The organism is Telluria sp. ZB2R32 (genome assembly GCF_059685715.1).
Genome location: NZ_JCASIG010000007.1, coordinates 216,050 through 232,633 on the forward strand (window position 1 = coordinate 216,050; position 16,584 = coordinate 232,633).

13 protein-coding genes and 1 tRNA gene are annotated in these 16,584 nt (G+C 65.0%); 4 read left to right on the forward strand and 10 right to left on the reverse strand.

The features are described 5' to 3' along the window. Positions 1-90: 90 nt before the first annotated feature. The 3 genes from AC56LG_RS20390 to AC56LG_RS20400 form a co-directional block, all read right to left on the reverse strand. The gene (locus tag AC56LG_RS20390) at positions 91-2,076 is read right to left on the reverse strand and encodes a PhoX family protein (RefSeq protein ID WP_497167894.1); all 1,986 of its coding nucleotides are present in this window, start codon (positions 2,074-2,076) and stop codon (positions 91-93) included. Between the two features lie 184 nt (positions 2,077-2,260). After that, positions 2,261-3,352 carry a redox-regulated ATPase YchF gene (ychF, locus tag AC56LG_RS20395; protein WP_497167895.1) on the reverse strand — a complete coding sequence of 364 codons (1,092 nt, stop codon included), beginning with the start codon at positions 3,350-3,352 and terminating at the stop codon, positions 2,261-2,263. A gap of 129 nt (positions 3,353-3,481) precedes the next feature. Then, complete coding sequence (locus AC56LG_RS20400; protein ID WP_497167896.1) at positions 3,482-4,579, reverse strand: patatin-like phospholipase family protein; 1,098 nt, start codon at positions 4,577-4,579, stop codon at positions 3,482-3,484. Positions 4,580-4,827: 248 nt separating this feature from the next. Here AC56LG_RS20400 and AC56LG_RS20405 point away from each other — a divergent pair, with 248 nt between their 5' ends. Next, positions 4,828-6,357 (forward strand): vanadium-dependent haloperoxidase, encoded by a 1,530-nt coding sequence (locus AC56LG_RS20405; RefSeq protein WP_497167897.1) that lies wholly within the window; start codon positions 4,828-4,830, stop codon positions 6,355-6,357. Between the two features lie 8 nt (positions 6,358-6,365). Here AC56LG_RS20405 and pth read toward each other — a convergent pair whose 3' ends face one another. The 7 genes from pth to AC56LG_RS20440 form a co-directional block, all read right to left on the reverse strand. Next, positions 6,366-6,950, reverse strand: coding sequence for an aminoacyl-tRNA hydrolase (gene pth, locus AC56LG_RS20410; protein ID WP_497167898.1), 585 nt, complete (start codon positions 6,948-6,950; stop codon positions 6,366-6,368). A gap of 143 nt (positions 6,951-7,093) precedes the next feature. Then, positions 7,094-7,687 (reverse strand): 50S ribosomal protein L25/general stress protein Ctc, encoded by a 594-nt coding sequence (locus AC56LG_RS20415; RefSeq protein WP_497167899.1) that lies wholly within the window; start codon positions 7,685-7,687, stop codon positions 7,094-7,096. Positions 7,688-7,870: 183 nt separating this feature from the next. After that, positions 7,871-8,821: a ribose-phosphate pyrophosphokinase gene (locus AC56LG_RS20420; protein WP_056345247.1), complete on the reverse strand. Its 951-nt coding sequence runs from the start codon at positions 8,819-8,821 to the stop codon at positions 7,871-7,873. Positions 8,822-8,969: 148 nt separating this feature from the next. Beyond that, positions 8,970-9,046, reverse strand: a tRNA-Gln gene (locus AC56LG_RS20425). A gap of 66 nt (positions 9,047-9,112) precedes the next feature. Next, a complete protein-coding gene (gene ispE / locus AC56LG_RS20430) occupies positions 9,113-9,997 on the reverse strand; it encodes a 4-(cytidine 5'-diphospho)-2-C-methyl-D-erythritol kinase (RefSeq protein ID WP_497167900.1) in 885 nt (294 codons plus the stop codon). Next, positions 9,994-10,611, reverse strand: a complete 618-nt coding sequence (locus tag AC56LG_RS20435; protein WP_497167901.1) for a lipoprotein insertase outer membrane protein LolB — start codon at positions 10,609-10,611, stop codon at positions 9,994-9,996. Before AC56LG_RS20435 ends, ispE begins: the two co-directional genes overlap by 4 nt. Before the next feature lie 64 nt (positions 10,612-10,675). Beyond that, positions 10,676-12,472 carry a tetratricopeptide repeat protein gene (locus AC56LG_RS20440; protein ID WP_497167902.1) on the reverse strand — a complete coding sequence of 599 codons (1,797 nt, stop codon included), beginning with the start codon at positions 12,470-12,472 and terminating at the stop codon, positions 10,676-10,678. Between the two features lie 98 nt (positions 12,473-12,570). Here AC56LG_RS20440 and mutM point away from each other — a divergent pair, with 98 nt between their 5' ends. The 3 genes from mutM to mutY are packed head-to-tail and all read left to right on the forward strand — an operon-like array spanning position 12,571 to position 16,449. Further along, the gene (mutM, locus tag AC56LG_RS20445) at positions 12,571-13,404 is read left to right on the forward strand and encodes a bifunctional DNA-formamidopyrimidine glycosylase/DNA-(apurinic or apyrimidinic site) lyase (RefSeq protein ID WP_497167903.1); all 834 of its coding nucleotides are present in this window, start codon (positions 12,571-12,573) and stop codon (positions 13,402-13,404) included. Between the two features lie 25 nt (positions 13,405-13,429). Next, on the forward strand, positions 13,430-15,349 hold the full coding sequence (locus AC56LG_RS20450) for a dynamin family protein (protein WP_497167904.1): 1,920 nt from the start codon (positions 13,430-13,432) through the stop codon (positions 15,347-15,349). Then, positions 15,346-16,449: an A/G-specific adenine glycosylase gene (mutY, locus tag AC56LG_RS20455; protein ID WP_497167905.1), complete on the forward strand. Its 1,104-nt coding sequence runs from the start codon at positions 15,346-15,348 to the stop codon at positions 16,447-16,449. The genes AC56LG_RS20450 and mutY overlap by 4 nt, the downstream gene beginning before the upstream one ends. The last annotated feature ends 135 nt before the right edge of the window (positions 16,450-16,584 follow it).

Here is a 16,584-nt window from a genome sequence, read left to right on the forward strand (position 1 = left end):
CACAACCTCGTAGGGTGGAGTCCCGACTCCACGCGTTACACCATCAATGACCAAGCGCCCCCGCCGACGACGACGACGCGTGGTCGGACATCACGCCTTGGCCAACTTCGTCTGGCTCAAGTCCGCCGTCAGATACCCCACGGCTGCGCCGAACTTGTCCTTGTAGTTCGCTCGCACCAGCGGATCGAGCGTGCCCTTGACCACGTTGTGGATACCGCCCCAGTCGCCGGCGTGCTGGAAGTTGCTCATGATGTAGGTCCAGCCATTCAGTTCATCGACCGCATGCAGCCCGGTCGACTCGCCGCCGGCCGGAATCGACATCACGCGCGACAGCACCCTGGTGTCGACGTTATAGGCCCACAGGAAGTTGTTCACGTGCTGGCCGCTGTCTTCGCCGATGAACAGCGTGCGCATCTTTTCCGAGAATTTCAGGTTGTCCGGATTGCCGATGCGGTCCGGATTGGCCGTGTTGCCGAGGGCGTCGGCCGCGATGTCTTCGCCGGTCAAGAGCGCCTTCAAATCGACCGGCATCCACTCGCTGTTGATCGCCGCACCAGTCAGATCCTTCTGGCCGCCGGCCAGCTTCAGGGCCATCACCGCGCCGGCATTGAGCGCCTTTGGAATCGAGACGCCGTTGCCGGCCACGTTCAGGGCATTCCCCGCCACCATCGAGCTCTGGCAGTTCTGCAGCGCCGAGTAGGCGATCTTGTCCTTGGCGTTGACGGTCGTGCCTTCCATCTTGGTAAAGCCCATCGACGCGCCGACCAGGGATGCGTAGCGGTGGGTTTCGAGGAAGGCCGCCGCCTTTTCCATGCCCGGTTTCAGCTTGATCCATTCGATGGCGCCGTTCGCCGCCACCTTGGTAAAAGTCGGGTCTTGCGGGTCGGCGGTGCGCACGTCCATGATGTCGATCGGTTTGACCGACACGGCCAGCGCGCGGATCTCGGCGCTGGTAGCCGAACCAAGCTTGATCCAGGTGAGCGGCGCGGCGGCAGCTGCCGGGTCGAGCGAGAAGCCGGCGCCGACCTTGGCCACGTACAGGCTGCCGCTCGACAGGTCCTTCTCCTTATCGGCGACAAACACGAAATAGCCGCTGTTGGTGGCGTCGTCGCCCATCAGCACCGTGCGCTGGTCCGGCATCACCTGCACCAGCTCGTGCGAGATGCGGCCCAGGCAGTAGTGCTTCTTGATCGAGGCGGTGCCGTCCGGGTTGACCGTCACTTCCGGCAAGTGGCCGTAGTGGTACGGGTTGGCCGTCGTCTCGCTGCCATACAAATTCTTGCTGAAGGCTTTGAATTGGGCATCGCTGGCGGCGGTGAACGCGTTCGGCTCGTACTCCTCGCTCGACAGGTGCGTGCCCCACGGCGACAGGCTGGCGCCGCAGGTGATCCACAAGCCCTCGACGCTGGAGGTGTCGACGTTATGGTATTTCACGAGCGTGAGCTTGCCGGTGGACTGGTCCTGGTCGAGCGTGAGCACGCCGATCGGCGACGGCAGGCGACCGTACATGCCGGTCTTGCCGTCCTGGGCAAAGGTCGTGTACTCGAACTGGACCACGGCGAACACGGGCTTGCCCTTCACGCCCGCCACACTGGCGTTCGGTACCGTCAACAGCGAGGTGCCGTCCGGCGCGTCCGAGAAGAAGTGGCGCTCCTTGCCAGGCACGGTGGTGTCGACGATCGGCTGGTTGCGGATGTCGTAGTAACCGCCGGCCAGGATCGTGCCGCCGCTGCCATTGGGGACCATGTCGCCGGTGATGAAGAAGGGTTGATAGGCGAGCTTGAAATCGAGCTTGCTGCTGTCGCTGAAGTTCACGCTCATGGTCGAGCCGACCGTGTTGGTCGCCATCGCGGCGGCGTTCGCCAGGTTCGGTGCGGCCATCGAGCTGAAGGTGACCGAGCCGAGGGTGGCGACCGGCGCCACCGGGGCCACGGCCACCGGGGCTGCGTCATCGTCGCTGCCGCCGCCGCAGGCGGTCAGCAGCGAGGCGGCGCCAACGCTGGCGATCGGCAGCATTGGGGCGGCGCCCAGCATGCGCAGCAGGCGGCGGCGGGACAGTTCGGGGGTCGGGTTCATGCGTCTCTCCAAGTCAGGGTCGTGCGCGGCGATTGCCGCGTTCATGGAGGCGCAGAATAACGGGGCAGTATGTCAGCTTGATGACCAGCGGCCGACGCGAATACAATCTGGACGCAAAAAAAAAGCCCGCACGCGGCGGGCTCTGTCGATGCCGGTGCGCAGCAGCGGCGCCGGTCGTACAAGGTTAGACGTTGAACAAGAAGTTCAACACATCCCCATCCTTGACCACATATTCCTTGCCCTCGGCGCGCATCTTGCCCGCTTCCTTCGCACCCGCCTCGCCCTTGTAGGCGATGTAATCGTCATACGAAATGGTCTGCGCGCGGATAAAACCGCGTTCGAAGTCGGTGTGGATCACGCCGGCCGCCTGCGGGGCGGTGGCGCCGACTTTTACCGTCCAGGCGCGCACTTCCTTGACGCCGGCGGTGAAATAGGTCTGCAGGCCGAGCAGTTTATAGGCGGCGCGGATCAGGCGGTCGAGGCCCGGTTCTTCCATGCCCATGTCACCCAGGAAGGCGGCCTTGTCGGCGTCGTCGAGGTCGGCGATTTCCGATTCGATGGAGGCGCTGATCGCGACGATCGGGGCGTTCTGCTTCTTGGCGAATTCGGTCAGCTGGTCGAGCATCGGGTTGTTGGTGAAACCCGTATCCGAGACGTTGGCGACGTACATCGCCGGTTTCGCGGTGATCAGGTACAGCTGCTTGATCAGCGCCATCTCGTCGGCGTCCAGGCCCATCGTGCGCACCGGCTGGCCTTCGTTCAGGTGCGGCAGCAGGCGTTCGCAGATGGCGACCAGTTTGGCCGCATCCTTGTCGCCCGAGCGCGCCTTCTTGTTTTCGCGGTGGATCGCCTTTTCGACGGCGCCCAGGTCGGCCAGGGCCAGTTCGGTCTGGATGACTTCGATGTCGTCGATCGGGCTGACTTTACCCGCCACGTGGATCACGTTGTCGTCTTCGAAGCAGCGCACCACGTTGACGATGGCGTCGGTTTCGCGGATGTGCGACAGGAACTGGTTGCCCAGGCCCTCGCCTTTCGAGGCGCCGGCCACCAGGCCCGCGATGTCGACAAACTCGACGATGGCCGGCACCACGCGCTCCGGCTTGACGATGTCGGCCAGCGCCTGCATGCGCGGGTCCGGTACTTCGACCACGCCGACGTTCGGTTCGATGGTGCAGAACGGATAGTTTTCGGCCGGAATGCCGGCCTTGGTCAGCGCATTGAACAGGGTGGACTTACCGACGTTGGGCAGGCCGACGATGCCGCATTGGAGACTCATGGGAATTCTTTCATTCGATGGTGGTGAGCGCGGTAGCGCAGCTCGTAACCCCGTATTGTAACCGCGGATGCCGCCGCATGCCGCAAAAACAGGCGCGGCGCCACAGTCGCGGCGCCGCCCCGATGGCTGTCAGATCGCACGCAGGCGCGCCAGGTCTGGCCGCGCGATAAACGCCGCCAGCTCGTCGCGCAGCCGCTGACCCGCCCCCATCGCCTGCGACCAGGCGCGGATACGCGCGTCGTGGTCGAGTCCATAAAACTTGAAATCGCTGCGGTCCGGCAACTTGGCGCGCGGCAGCGTTTTAATGAAAGCCGGCGTGGGCGCGACGATCAGCACGTTGTCGAGCCAGCCGCGGTTGGGGCCGCGCGCGCAGCGGCGCCACGGCATCGCCTTGTCGAGCCAGCCGGGCACGATGTGTTCGTTGAAATGCGGATACAGCACGATGGCGTCCGGCTCGTCCTGCTCGAGGCGAGCGTAGGGCAGCGCCAGGTGGTAGTCGATAATGCCGCCGTCCCAGTAGTGCCCGGGCGGCACGCCTTCGATACCCGTCACTGGTTGCATGATCAGCGGCAGCGTGCCCGAGGCGAGCAGGCTGGCGGCCAGGTTATTTCTCGTGAGGGGGGAAAAATGGGTCGTAAACCCGTCGAACTCCTTGCGCAGCCAGGCGGCCGGGGCACGGGCGTCGCCGATCACGACCCGTTCCAGCAGCCGCCCCAGGCGTGCGCGCGAAGCGAAATTCGTCAGCGCCGCCGCCGCGAAGCCGCGCATCTCGGCGCGCCGGTGCGCGGGTTCTGCAAGCGCTCCCTTGCCGCGCACGGCCAGCAGGTGCAGGCGGTGTTGCGGGTGGCTCAAAATATCGTCCTCGTGGCCGCTCACAAAAGCGTGCAGCAGGCCTTGCACCACCGCGTCGATCTGCTGCGTGCTCGGCTTGGTGCTGGTATAGCGCTGGCCGGCGTACAGTTCGCCCAGGCGGGCAAAGGCGCGCACCGGGTCGCGCTGGCAAGCCGCCGCCATGCGCCAGGCGCCGATCGAGGAACCGATCAGGGTGCGTTCGCGCGGGCTGGCGGGCAGCCATTCGCCGAACACGTACTGGTCGAGCGCCTGGAAGATCAGGCCCTTGGGACCGCCGGCGGCGGCAGGAATGACGGCGACGTCGGCCGCGCGCAAGCCGTGCGCGCGGATCCGGGCCAGCGCGCGCGGGCCGGCGTGGAAGGAAAGTGCACTCATGCGTTCCATTATCGCAGGAGGCCCGGCGGCGTGCAGCGGCTGCCGTCCGCAAACGTTAGACCGGCAGAAAGAATGGCGCCGAGCACTTTAATGCAGAGCAGAATGCTAGCTGGGCGAAATCAAGCCCCGTCGCTGTTCCGCTTGTTTTTTAATTCATCCATTTCTAAGCTCGACTCGACACCGGGTGGTCCGTGCCGTCAGGCGGGCGCCTGCCGCACCGATCCGCTTTTCCCGACTGGAGAACCGTCATGAAGTCGCGCGTTATGCTGTGCTCGTTGTTGTGCTGCTCTTTGTTGATGTCGCTGGCTGGCCCGCCGGCCGCGGCGGGTACGCGGCCCCCGATCGGTGGCGGGCCGGTCGTCTACCAGACCCAGCCCGGCACCCAGGAATTGCCGCCGCGCTATGCGCCGCCGGCCGGGGCGAATGCCAAGGCGCGCCTGGCCTACTGGAACGAAGTCGCGCAGCGCGCCAACGCAGTCGACCATACGCCGGCCGTCGTCGGCAACGTGGAAATGGAGGCCGAGCAGCTCGGGCCGACGCGTACCAGCCGGGCAATGGCGATCTTCCACATTGCCATCTACGACGCGGTGAATGCGATCGTCAGGCGCTATCCCGGCTATACCGGTGCGCTGCAGGCCTACCCCGACAGCGCGCAGGATGCCGCCATTGCCCAGGCGGCGCACGACACCCTGGCCGCACTCTATCCGCGCCAGAAACCGCGCTTCGATGCCTGGCTGAATGCCGACCTGGCGCGCCTGCCGGACGGCCGCGCCAAGCTCAACGGCATCGACGTGGGCCGTCGCGCGGCCGCCGCGATCCTGGCGCTGCGCGCCGGCGACGGCGCCTACGATACTGAACCGATCGTCGGCGTCGATTACCCGGTCAGCAACGCGTCCGGACAGTGGCGGCCCGACCCGGTCAGCCGCAGCCCGATTGCGCTCGGCGCCTGGTGGCGCGGCGTCAAACCGTTCGTGCTGCAGTCGAGCACCCAGTTCCGCTTGCCGCCACCGCCGCCGCTGGCCAGCGCGGCCTATATGCGCGCCTTCAACGAGGTGAAGCAACTGGGCGGCGATGGCGTGCGCACGCCGACCAAACGTACGCCCGACCAGACCGTTGCCGGCATTTACTGGGCGTATGACAGCACGGCCTGGATCGGCACGCCGGCGCGCCTGTTCAACCAGATCACGATGCAGATCGCCCTGCAGCGCTGCAACGACGCGCTCGAACTGGCGCGCGTGCTGGCGCTGGTAAACGTGGCGATTGCCGATGCGACCATTACCGGATGGGAAGTGAAGTACGCCTACGATTTCTGGCGCCCGGTCGTCGCGATTCGCGAAGCCAGTCCCGGGACCGGCCCGACCGGCCAGGGCGACGGCAATCCGGACACCCGTGGCGATCCGGGCTGGACGCCACTGGGTGCCCCCGCCAGCAACCTCACCGGCCCGGATTTCACGCCGCCCTTCCCGTCCTACGTGTCCGGCCACGCCGGCTTTTGCGGCGCCACCTTCCACATGCTGCGCCGGCTCTACGGCGACCGGGTGCCCTTCACCTTCGTCTCGGACGAATACAACGGCATCACGCGCGACAACGACGGCCGCGTGCGCCCGCGCCTGCCGCGCAGCTACGCCAACCTGACGCAGGCGGAAGAGGAAGCGGGGCAAAGCCGGATCTACCTGGGCGTGCACTGGCAGTTCGACAAGACCGGCGGCCAGGCGCTGAGCCATCAGGTGGCCGACTATGTGTTCGCACGCGGGCTGGTGCGTCCGGGCGCGCAGTAAGGTGGCGTTTAAGCGGTGTGCAGCTGCATCGTCGCCGTGTCGAGTTTGCCGTCGACGGCGAGCGGAATGATGCGCAAGGCCTTGTCGATCGATTCCTCGATCAGGCTTTGCTCGTCCTTGCGCGGACGGTGCAGCACGAAGTCGGCGACGCCCTGGTTCAGGCCCAGGGTGCGCGGGTGGCCGATACCGAGGCGCAGGCGCCAGTATTCCTGGGTGCCGAGCGCCGCGGTGATGTCTTTTAAACCGTTGTGGCCGCCCGAGGAACCGCCCTTTTTGAGTTTGGCCACGCCCGGCATTAGGTCGAGTTCGTCGTGCACGACCAGCACTTCGTCCGGATTGATCTTATAAAAGCGCGCCAGCGCGCCGACCGACTGGCCGGAACGGTTCATGAAGGTGAGCGGCTCGAGCAGCCAGACTTCGTTGCCGCCGATGCTGGTCTTCGCCATCATGGCGTTGAAACGGCTTTCGCGCTGCAGGCGGCAGCCGGGCAGGCTATTGGCGAGGTTGTCGACCAGCCAGAAGCCGGCATTGTGGCGGGTTTGTTCGTAGTCGGGGCCAGGGTTGCCGAGGCCGACGATGAGGCGGATGGACATAGCGGTCGCGTCAGGAAAAGGAGGATTATCGCCGATTAAGAAACGAGCAGGAGGAAATGCACAGGCGGCGGAAATGAAAAAACCCGCCGGCTTGCGCGCGGCGGGTTTGGTTTTCAGCACCGCTCGCGCGGCACATGAAAAAATTACTTCTTCTCTTCGGTCGCTTCAGCAGCAACGGCGCCGCGTGGGATCGACGAGGTGACGATGGTCAGGTTCTGGCCATGGGTCAGTGCGGTCACGCCTTCTGGCAGCTTCAGGTCGCCGGTGTGGATCGACTGGCCGGCTTCCAGGTTGGCCAGGTCGACTTCGATGAACTCTGGCAGCTGGCCTGGCAGGCAGGACACGTCCAGTTCGTTCAGCACGTGCGAGATGACAGCGCTGCTCAGCTTGACGGCTGGCGAGGTCTCGGCGTTGATGAAGTGCAGGGCGACCTTGGTGTGGATCGGCTGCGATGCGTCGACGCGCTGGAAGTCAGCGTGCAGGACCAGTTGCTTGTATGCGTGCATCTGGAAGTCGCGCAACAGGACTTGCTGGGCCTGGCCTTCGATTTCGAGGTCCAGCACGGAACCGTGGAAAGCTTCTTTCTTGAGCGCGTGGTACAGGGCGTTGCCGTCCAGGGCGATCAGTTGTGGGGCAGCGGCGCCGCCGTAGATGATGCCTGGGGTCTGGCCAGCCTTGCGCAGGCGGCGGCTCGCTCCGGTGCCCTGCAGGGTGCGGTTGAATGCAACTACTTTCATGTGAAACTCCATAAGTTTGGGATCGCATGCGGAAGATATCCGCCCGATTTCCCGGTTTGTGCCGCCCCCGCGACCAGGGACCGGCTTGGCTGAGCGCTGATGACGCGCTCAAGAAATTCGTCTTACAGTACAACGGCGCGCCGGGCTTGAAGCCGGGCGCGCCGCATGTTGATGCTTGATTCTTTAGTCGACGAACAGCGACATGACCGAGTCGCCCTTGACGATACGTTTAAAGGTCTCGGCCAGCAGCGGCGCACAGGTCAGCTGGCGGATCTTGCCGCAGGCACGGCCGGCTTCGCTCAGCGGGATCGTGTCGGTCACGACCAGTTCGTCCAGCGGCGAGTTCGAAATACGCTCGATCGCAGGACCCGACAGCACTGGGTGCGTGCAATACGCAACCACTTTCTTGGCGCCGCGCTCCTTGAGCACTTCGGCAGCCTTGGTCAGGGTGCCGGCGGTATCGACCATGTCATCCATGATGACGCAGTTACGGCCTTCGACTTCGCCGATGATGTTCATGACTTCCGACACGTTCGCCTTTGGACGGCGCTTGTCGATGATCGCCAGGTCGCAGCCGAGGCGCTTGGCCAGCGCACGGGCACGCACCACGCCGCCGACGTCCGGCGAAACGACCAGCAGGTCGTCGTAGTTGCGCTTTTGCAGGTCACCCAGCAGCAGCGGCGATGCGTAGATGTTATCGACCGGAATGTCGAAGAAACCCTGGATCTGGTCGGCGTGCAAGTCCATGATCAGGACGCGCTCGACGCCGGCTTCTTCGAGCATGTTGGCAACGACCTTGGCCGAGATCGCGACACGCGCCGAGCGTGGGCGGCGGTCCTGGCGGGCGTAACCGAAATAAGGGATGGCGGCGGTGATGCGGCCTGCCGATGCGCGCTTGAGGGCGTCGACCATCAGCATGATTTCCATCAGGCTGTCGTTGGTCGGAGCACAGGTCGACTGCAGGACGAAGACATCCTTGCCGCGCACGTTCTCGTTGATTTCGACCATGACTTCGCCGTCCGAGAATTTCGAGACGACTGCTTTACCGAGGGGGATACCGAGGCTTTTTGCGACCCCTTCTGCTAGCGCCGGATTAGCGTTGCCGGTAAAAACCATCAGGTTTTCGTAAGCCATGGGAGTCCTGAGAGAAGAGCGTTGATACTTTGAAAAACAATCAGCCGGGTGTACCGGCTGATTATGCGCTTAAAAGGCTCGACCGCGAGAGCGGTTCGCCCGGATTATCCGCTGGACGCACTGGCATCGACAGACCCGACAAAACGAATGGCAGGGGAACAAGGATTCGAACCTTGGTATGCCGGAATCAAAATCCGGTGCCTTAACCAGCTTGGCGATTCCCCTACGCAACTTACAGCTTGCTGAAGTATTCAACTCATCGTCAAATCCTGCAACAGGCAAAATTTTATTCTACAACTCAGTGTTTTGCAAGAGCGATTTCATCGGATGTCGCTGCAGGGACCGGGCTTTCCAGGCGCGCCAGGCTGAAGGAACTTGTCCGACTACCCGATCCGCCTGCGCCTCATCCGGTACCGCGCAAAATACGCACGCTCCCGAACCAGTCATCCTTGCCGCTCCGTATTGACCCAGCCATTCGATCGCCTGTGCTACCGGCGGAAATAAACGGGACGCCACTGCTTGCAAATCATTTTTCCCGAACTCATTTATTAAATGTGCTGCAGGAAAGTCCGCTATTGTAATGGGCTTCGTGTCGCGCGTCAAATCCTCAGCAGTAAAAATTGCAGGGGTCGGTACCGAGACGCCCGGTTCGATCACGACATACCAGCAATCGGGCCCGGCAAGCGGCTGCATCGCCTCCCCCACGCCCTCGACGAATGCCGTCTGGCCATAAATAAAAAAGGGAATGTCGGCGCCCAGCGGCAAGCCGATTTGCATCAGCTCGGCATCGCTGAAGCCGGCTTGCCATACATGATTTGCCGCCATCAAGGCGGTAGCCGCATCCGACGAACCGCCGCCAAGCCCGCCCCCCATCGGCAGGATTTTTTTGACGGCGACGTCGATGCCGGGCGCGGCGCGGCCATGGCGCCTTTGATACGCATCGGCCAGGCGCCCCAGCGCGCGCACGATCAGGTCGGATGCTTCCGGCACGCCCGGCACGTCGTTCGTGCGGCGGATGCGGCCATCCTCACGCAAGTCGAAATGCAGCGTGTCGCCGCGCTCGATCAGTTGAAACACGCTTTGCAGCAGGTGATAACCGTCGGCGCGGCGGCCGACGACGTGCAGGAACAGGTTCAGCTTGGCCGGAGCCGGGCAATTGTGGAGTGAGGCGATCATGTTGCTGGATCGAGAATGATCCGGATCGCCAGCTCGTCGGCGGCGGCCGTGGCGCTGCGCTCGGCGGCGATTTCGCGCGGCATCTGCCCGCCCTCTTTCGCGTTCTGCCAGGAGACGAAGCGCAGGCGCCAGCCATCCTGCGTGAAGACGCTGTTGTTGGCGGCCGAGGCGGCAACGCGCTGGCCGGAAGCATCGGTGGCATAGCCCTGCAGCCAGTCGCGCAGGCCCGAGACGGGCAGCGACCAGCCGAGCGTCTGCCTGGTGAGCGACTCGAGGTCGGCGGCGCTGCGCGGTGCGCGTCCGGCTTCGGTAAAGGTGGCCTGTTGCGGCGTCACGTTGATCGTGGCGGCGATCTGTTTCAGGGGGTTCAGGAAGACGACGTCGAGCTGGCCCGGCCGCTGCGACCATTCGAAGGGGCCATTCATGCTGCCGGGCTGGCCATCCTTCTGGTACGTCACCTGCAGGCGGCCGCTCAGTTCGATGGTCTCGCGGTAGGGAACACTCGCTACGGGCGCGGCGGCACCGGGAGCGCCGCCCGGTTGCGTGGCGGTGGTGGCGCAGCCGGCAAGCGCGGCGGCGAGAACGATGAGGGAAAGGTGGCGATTGAAGGGCATCGGTCGGTGGGCAGTGAAAATGAAAACGGCGGGCACCTGCCCGCCGTGCTAATGCTGCATTATTTCACAGCGACAGCCGCAGGCGCGCCAGCGTGCTGCGCAGCGTGTCGTTCTGCGGATCTTTCGCACGCGCTTCGCGCCACAGTTTCTGGGCGTCGGCCTGCTTGCCCTTTTGCCACAGCACCTCTCCCAGGTGGACGGCGATCTCGGGATCGCGGCGCAAGCCATAGGCGCGGCGCAGGTGCGCTTCGGCGGCATCGAGGTTACCGAGGCGATACTGCACCCAGCCCATGCTGTCCATGATGAAGGGATCTTCCGGCGCCATGGACAAGGCCTTTTCGATCAGCGCGCGCGCTTCTTCCAGGCGGACATTACGCTCGGCCAGCGAATAGCCGAGGGCGTTGTAAGCGTGGTGGTTGTCGGGCGCCAGACGCATCACGTCGCGCAGGGTCTGTTCCATCACCTCGAGGTGGCCGGTCTTCTCGGCCAGCAGCGCGAAGTCGTACAGCAAATCCGGATTGGTCGGGAAGCGTTTGGCCGCGTCCTGCATCAGGATGAATGCCTGCTCGGCCTGGCCAGCGTCGCGCAGCACTTGCGCCTCCGCTGCGGCGACCTGGGCCTGGGCAGCGGGTTCGCCCGGCTTCAGCGAAGCGAGCAAACGGCGCGCAGCCGGCACGTCGCCCCCCTTCCCCAGTAATTGGGCGCGGCGCAGCTGGGTGCCGAACAGCGCCTTTTCGTCACCCTCGGGCAATTTATCGAGCCAACTGACGGCGGCCTTGATGTCGCCGCGTTCCTCGGCCAGCTGCGACAGGATTAATAAAGCTTTCGAGGGATCGCGTTCGTCTTCCGGGTTGCGTCCGAGCACGTCGATGAAGCGCGTGAAATAAGTTTCGGCGCCGCTCGGGTCGTTCAGCTGGGTCGACAGCACGCCGAGCGCGTACAGGGTCGTGACGTTGTCGGGTTGCTGCTTGTCGAGCAGCAGGAATTCGCTGCGCGCGGCTTCGAACTGCTTGTCGTTGACCAGCAGGCGCGCGTGCGCGGCGCGCACTTCGCGTGCATTCGGATTGGCGGCCACGAATGTCGCCAGCAATTCGCGCACCTGCCCTTCGTTCTCACCGGCCTGGGCCAGGGTGAGGACGGCAATTTCCGAGTCCGGTTTCAGGGCCAGCGCGGCGCGCGCCTCGCGGGCTGCCGCCGCCTTGTCGCCACGCGCCAGCGCGCCCTGGGCCAGCACCACGTGACCCTCGAGCGTGCCGCGGTAGGGGGACACCAGGCGTTCCAGCATGGCAGCCGCCGCTTCCTTGTCCTTGGCACGCGCGAGCAATTGCTGCACCTGGTACAGGACGATGCCGCGTACCCCTGCCGGCGCCCCTTCGAGGCGCTTGCGGAAAATTTCTTCTGCGTCCGAGATATTGTCGGACAGGATGACCATCCCCAGATAGTACTGCGTCGCTTCGTCCGATTGCGGATCGAGCTGGCGCCATTGGCGCACTGCGGCCAGGGTGTCTTCCGGCTGGCGCGCGGCCAGCGCCATCTCGGCGGCGCGGCGTGCCAGGCGCGGGTCGCGCGTCTGCTGCGCCAGGCTCAGCATGGTGAGATACGGCCCTTGCCAGTCGCCGCCGCGGAAGGCGAATTCGGCTTTGAGCAACTGGTTCAGCAAGGTGCTGGTCAGTTCGACTTTCGGCAGGCGCGCCTGTTCGGCGTCGGCCTCGGCTTTCGCATCGCGCTCGGCCCTGGCTTGCGCCTGCTCCTGTGCTTCAGTCGACAGCTGCGCCGATTCTGCAACAGGCTGCGCCGGCGGCGCCACGGCACACGCCGACAGCAAGCCGGAGAGGGTTACAATGACGAAAGCGTTTTTCAAGGCAAGTCCATGTGTGGAATGATGTTCGATTCTACGCCCAAGCCCCGTTGCGCGTGCGCGAGCCCAACACGAATTTACAAGAATTTTGTCGGATTTTCATGCCTGAACTCCCCGAAGTAGAAGTGACCCGGCGCGGTGTCGCGCCGCACCTCGAAGGCCGCGTGGTCGAACAGGTGGTGTTCCGCCGCGAGGGTCTACGCTGGCCGTTTCCGGCCCATCTGACCACCGACCTCGTTGGCCAGCGCATCACGCAGGTTGGCCGGCGCGGCAAGTATCTGCTCATCGGTTTCGAGAGCGGCACCCTTATCGTCCACCTCGGCATGTCGGGCCATTTGCGCGTACTGCCGCCGGGCATCGAGTTGAAGAAGCACGACCACTTCGACCTGGTCGTGGGCGACGGCGTGCAGTCGCAGGTGCTGCGCCTGCACGATCCGCGCCGCTTCGGCGCCGTGCTCTGGCATGCCGTCGACGCCGGGGAAATCGACGGCCACATCCTGCTGCGCGGCCTCGGCGTCGAGCCGCTGGAAGACAAATTCTCGGCCGAATTGCTGTACCGGGCCACCCGCAAGCGCAGCGCACCGATCAAGCAGGTGCTGCTCTCGGGCGATATCGTCGTCGGCGTCGGCAATATCTACGCCTGCGAAAGCCTGTTCAAGGCCGGCATCAGCCCGACCACGCCGGCCGGGCGCATCAGCCGCGCCCGCTACGAAAAGCTGGCGGCGGCGATTCGCGAGATCCTGGCGGCGGCCATCGTGCAGGGCGGCAGCACCTTGAAAGACTTTATTGCCGTGAATGGCCAATCCGGCTATTTCCAGCAGACGTATTTCGTCTATGATCGTGCGGGAGTGCCTTGCAGAAACTGTGGCGCGCCGGTGCGCCAGATCAAGCAGGGGCAGCGGTCGACGTTTTACTGCGCCACCTGCCAGCGCTAAGGCCAACTAACCGCAGGCGGACCCCATGCAAGACATTCAAGATTATGGCGCCTGGCGCATAAGCATCGCCACAGCGCTGGACGACTACCGCGCCGCGCTGGCCGCTGCCGATGTCTCGGACGCGGCGACCAGCCAGCGCATGGCGCAAGCGGCCACGCGCGTCCGCGACGACCGCCTCTCGGTCGCCTTCGTCGCCGAATTCTCGCGCGGTAAATCCGAGCTGATCAACGCGATCTTCTTCGCCGACTATGGCCAGCGCATCCTGCCCTCCGCGGCCGGCCGCACCACCATGTGCCCGACCGAATTGCTGTACGACGCCGCCTGGGCACCCTGCATCCGCCTGCTGCCGATCGAAACGCGCGCGGGTCAACTCTCAACCAGCGATTACCGCGACGATGCATCCGCCTGGACCGTACTGCCGCTCGAGCTCGATGCACCGGACCGCATCGTGGACAGCTTCCGCCAGGTCAGCATGACGCGCCGCGTATCTCCCGAGGAAGCGCAGCGCTACGGCCTGTACGATCCGGAAGACGCCGCACTGGCGGACGCGCTCGGCGCCGACGGTTTGGTAGAGATTTCGCAGTGGCGCCACGCGATCATCAACCTGCCGCATCCGCTCCTGAAACAGGGCCTGGTGATCCTTGACACGCCGGGGCTGAACGCGATCGGCACCGAGCCCGAACTGACGCTGAACCTGATCCCGAACGCGCACGCGGTGCTGTTCGTGCTGGCCGCCGAGACCGGGGTCACGCGCAGCGACATCGAGGTCTGGCGTACCCATATCGGCGCCGGTCCGGGCCGCATCGTGGTCCTCAACAAGATCGATGCGATGTGGGATGCGCTCAAAAGCGATGCCGAGAACGACGCCGAGATCGCGCGCCAGCAAGCCAGTGTGGCGCAGCAACTCGGGCTCGATCCGGAGCAGGTGTATCCGGTGTCGGCGCACAAGGCGCTGGTCGGACGCATCCAGGGCGACATGGACCTGTTCGAGCGCAGTCGCCTGGGAGCGTTGGAAGCGGCCCTGCTGCATGGCCTGATCCCGCAAAAAAAGGCGATCCTCGGCAGCGCCCTGCGCGACGACCTGGCAGCATTGGAGGCCGCGCAGGCGAGCGCACTGGCTGCGCGCGCACGCGGCCTGGTCGAGCAGATGCAGGAGTTAAAAAGCCTGCGCGGCAAGAACCAGAACGTGCTGGCGCACATGATGCGCCGCATCGAGGCCGAACGGAAGGATTTCGATGCCGGCCTGCTGCGCCTGCAGGATGCGCGCACGCGCTTTGCCGGCCTGTCGACCGAACTGTATTCGACGCTCGACATGGATGCGGTGGCGCGCCAGGCCGAAAGCGTGCGCCTGGCGCTGCAGGCCTCGCGCTTCGCCACCGGCATGCGCGCGCCGGTGCGGGCGTTTTTCGAGAATGCCCGCGTCAGCCTGGAATCCGCCGGCGAGCAGGTGACGGAGATCGGCACGCTGATGGAGACGCTGCTGCGCGGCTTCGCCGCCGAACACGGCCTCACGCTGTCGCCCCCCTTGCCGCTGTCGCTGGCGCGCTATGTCGAGGAGATCGCGGCGGTCGAGGCGCTCTACGTCAAACAGTTCGGCACCGCGACCCTGTTCATGACCAGCCGCAGCACCCTGCTCGAGCGCTTTTTCGATTCCATCGTCTCCAGTGTGCGCCGCACCTTCCGCGCCGCGAATGCCGATGTCGAAGCCTGGCTGAAGGTGCTGATGGTGCCGCTGGAGACGCAGATCCGCCAGCACAAGGAACAGCTGCGCCACCGCCTGTCGTCGATCCAGCGCATCCACGATGCGACCGATAGCCTGGAGCAGAAGATCGCCGCCTTCGAAGCAAACCAGCAAGCACTCGAACGCCAGCGCCATCTCCTGCTGGCGCTGAACGGCGCCGTCGTGGCGGCGCTGGACGACACACCCCTGAAGGAAGCCGCTTGAAACGCCTGACCGAATTCGACGAACTGGTCGATCCTACCTTTTCGCACGCCGTCATCGCCTGGCAGCGCGTGCATGGGCGCCATGCGCTGCCCTGGCAAAACACGCGCGACGCCTACCGCGTCTGGCTCTCCGAGATCATGCTGCAGCAGACCCAGGTGGCCGCGGTGCTCGGCTATTACGCGCGCTTCCTGGAACGCTTCCCGACCGTGCACGACCTCGCCGCTGCGCCGATCGAGGACGTAATGGCGCACTGGAGCGGGCTCGGTTACTACACGCGCGCGCGCAACTTGCACGCCTGCGCGGTGCGCGTGGTGCGCGAGTATGGCGGCGAATTCCCGGCCGACCCGGCGCTGCTGGCCGACCTGCCCGGCATCGGCCGCTCCACCGCCGCCGCGATTACCGCCTTTTCGAACGGCACCCGCGCCGCCATCCTCGATGGCAACGTAAAACGCGTGTTCGCGCGCGTGTTCGGGGTCGACGGCTATCCCGGCGAAAAACGCATCGAAGACGCCTTGTGGCGGCGTGCCGACGCGCTGCTGCCCGACGATGGCATGGAGGCCTACACGCAAGGCTTGATGGACCTGGGCGCGACCCTGTGCACGCGTTCGAAACCCGCGTGCGGGCGCTGCCCCCTGCAGGCGCGCTGCGTGGCGTTTGCGACGAACCGCACCGATGAACTGCCGGTGCGTAAGCCAAAGAAGACGACGCCGGAGAAGCGCGCCGACATGCTGGTGGTCGTGCACGATGGCCAGGTGCTGCTCGAGCAGCGGCCCGGGACCGGGATCTGGGGCGGATTATTGTCGTTGCCGGAAGTCGACGGCCACGTTGGCATCGAGACCGCGCGCGATGGCGGCCTGGCGCTGGCGGCTGCGCTGGAGCGCTTCGGCGAAGTCGAGGAAGTGCAGGCGCTGCTGCCGCTGGTGCACGTGTTCACGCACTACAAATTGCACATCTATCCGCACAAGGTGACACTGGCCGGACGTGGCGCAACGCCGGCGGGGCATGTGTGGGTTGCGCTCGATGCGATCGGGGATGCGGCGCTGCCGGCGCCGGTGAAGAAGCTGCTGGTCGACCTGGCGCGTCCGAGCCTGTTCGGTTGATTCGACCCGCGGCGGCGTAACGTAGGGTGGGCACTTGTGCCCACGCGGTACGGCGGTCGATCATCGCCTTGGCATCGTCATACGTTTCGATCCTCATGCGCCGCTCCGCGTGGGCTCGAGAGCCCACCCTACGTT

Coding starts and splice junctions, on each gene's coding strand:
- AC56LG_RS20390 (WP_497167894.1), bottom strand. CDS start 2,076: ATGAACCCGACCCCCGAACTGTCCCGCCGCCGCCTGCTGCGCATGCTG.
- ychF (WP_497167895.1), bottom strand. CDS start 3,352: ATGAGTCTCCAATGCGGCATCGTCGGCCTGCCCAACGTCGGTAAGTCC.
- AC56LG_RS20400 (WP_497167896.1), bottom strand. CDS start 4,579: ATGAGTGCACTTTCCTTCCACGCCGGCCCGCGCGCGCTGGCCCGGATC.
- AC56LG_RS20405 (WP_497167897.1), top strand. CDS start 4,828: ATGAAGTCGCGCGTTATGCTGTGCTCGTTGTTGTGCTGCTCTTTGTTG.
- pth (WP_497167898.1), bottom strand. CDS start 6,950: ATGTCCATCCGCCTCATCGTCGGCCTCGGCAACCCTGGCCCCGACTAC.
- AC56LG_RS20415 (WP_497167899.1), bottom strand. CDS start 7,687: ATGAAAGTAGTTGCATTCAACCGCACCCTGCAGGGCACCGGAGCGAGC.
- AC56LG_RS20420 (WP_056345247.1), bottom strand. CDS start 8,821: ATGGCTTACGAAAACCTGATGGTTTTTACCGGCAACGCTAATCCGGCG.
- ispE (WP_497167900.1), bottom strand. CDS start 9,997: ATGATCGCCTCACTCCACAATTGCCCGGCTCCGGCCAAGCTGAACCTG.
- AC56LG_RS20435 (WP_497167901.1), bottom strand. CDS start 10,611: ATGCCCTTCAATCGCCACCTTTCCCTCATCGTTCTCGCCGCCGCGCTT.
- mutM (WP_497167903.1), top strand. CDS start 12,571: ATGCCTGAACTCCCCGAAGTAGAAGTGACCCGGCGCGGTGTCGCGCCG.
- AC56LG_RS20450 (WP_497167904.1), top strand. CDS start 13,430: ATGCAAGACATTCAAGATTATGGCGCCTGGCGCATAAGCATCGCCACA.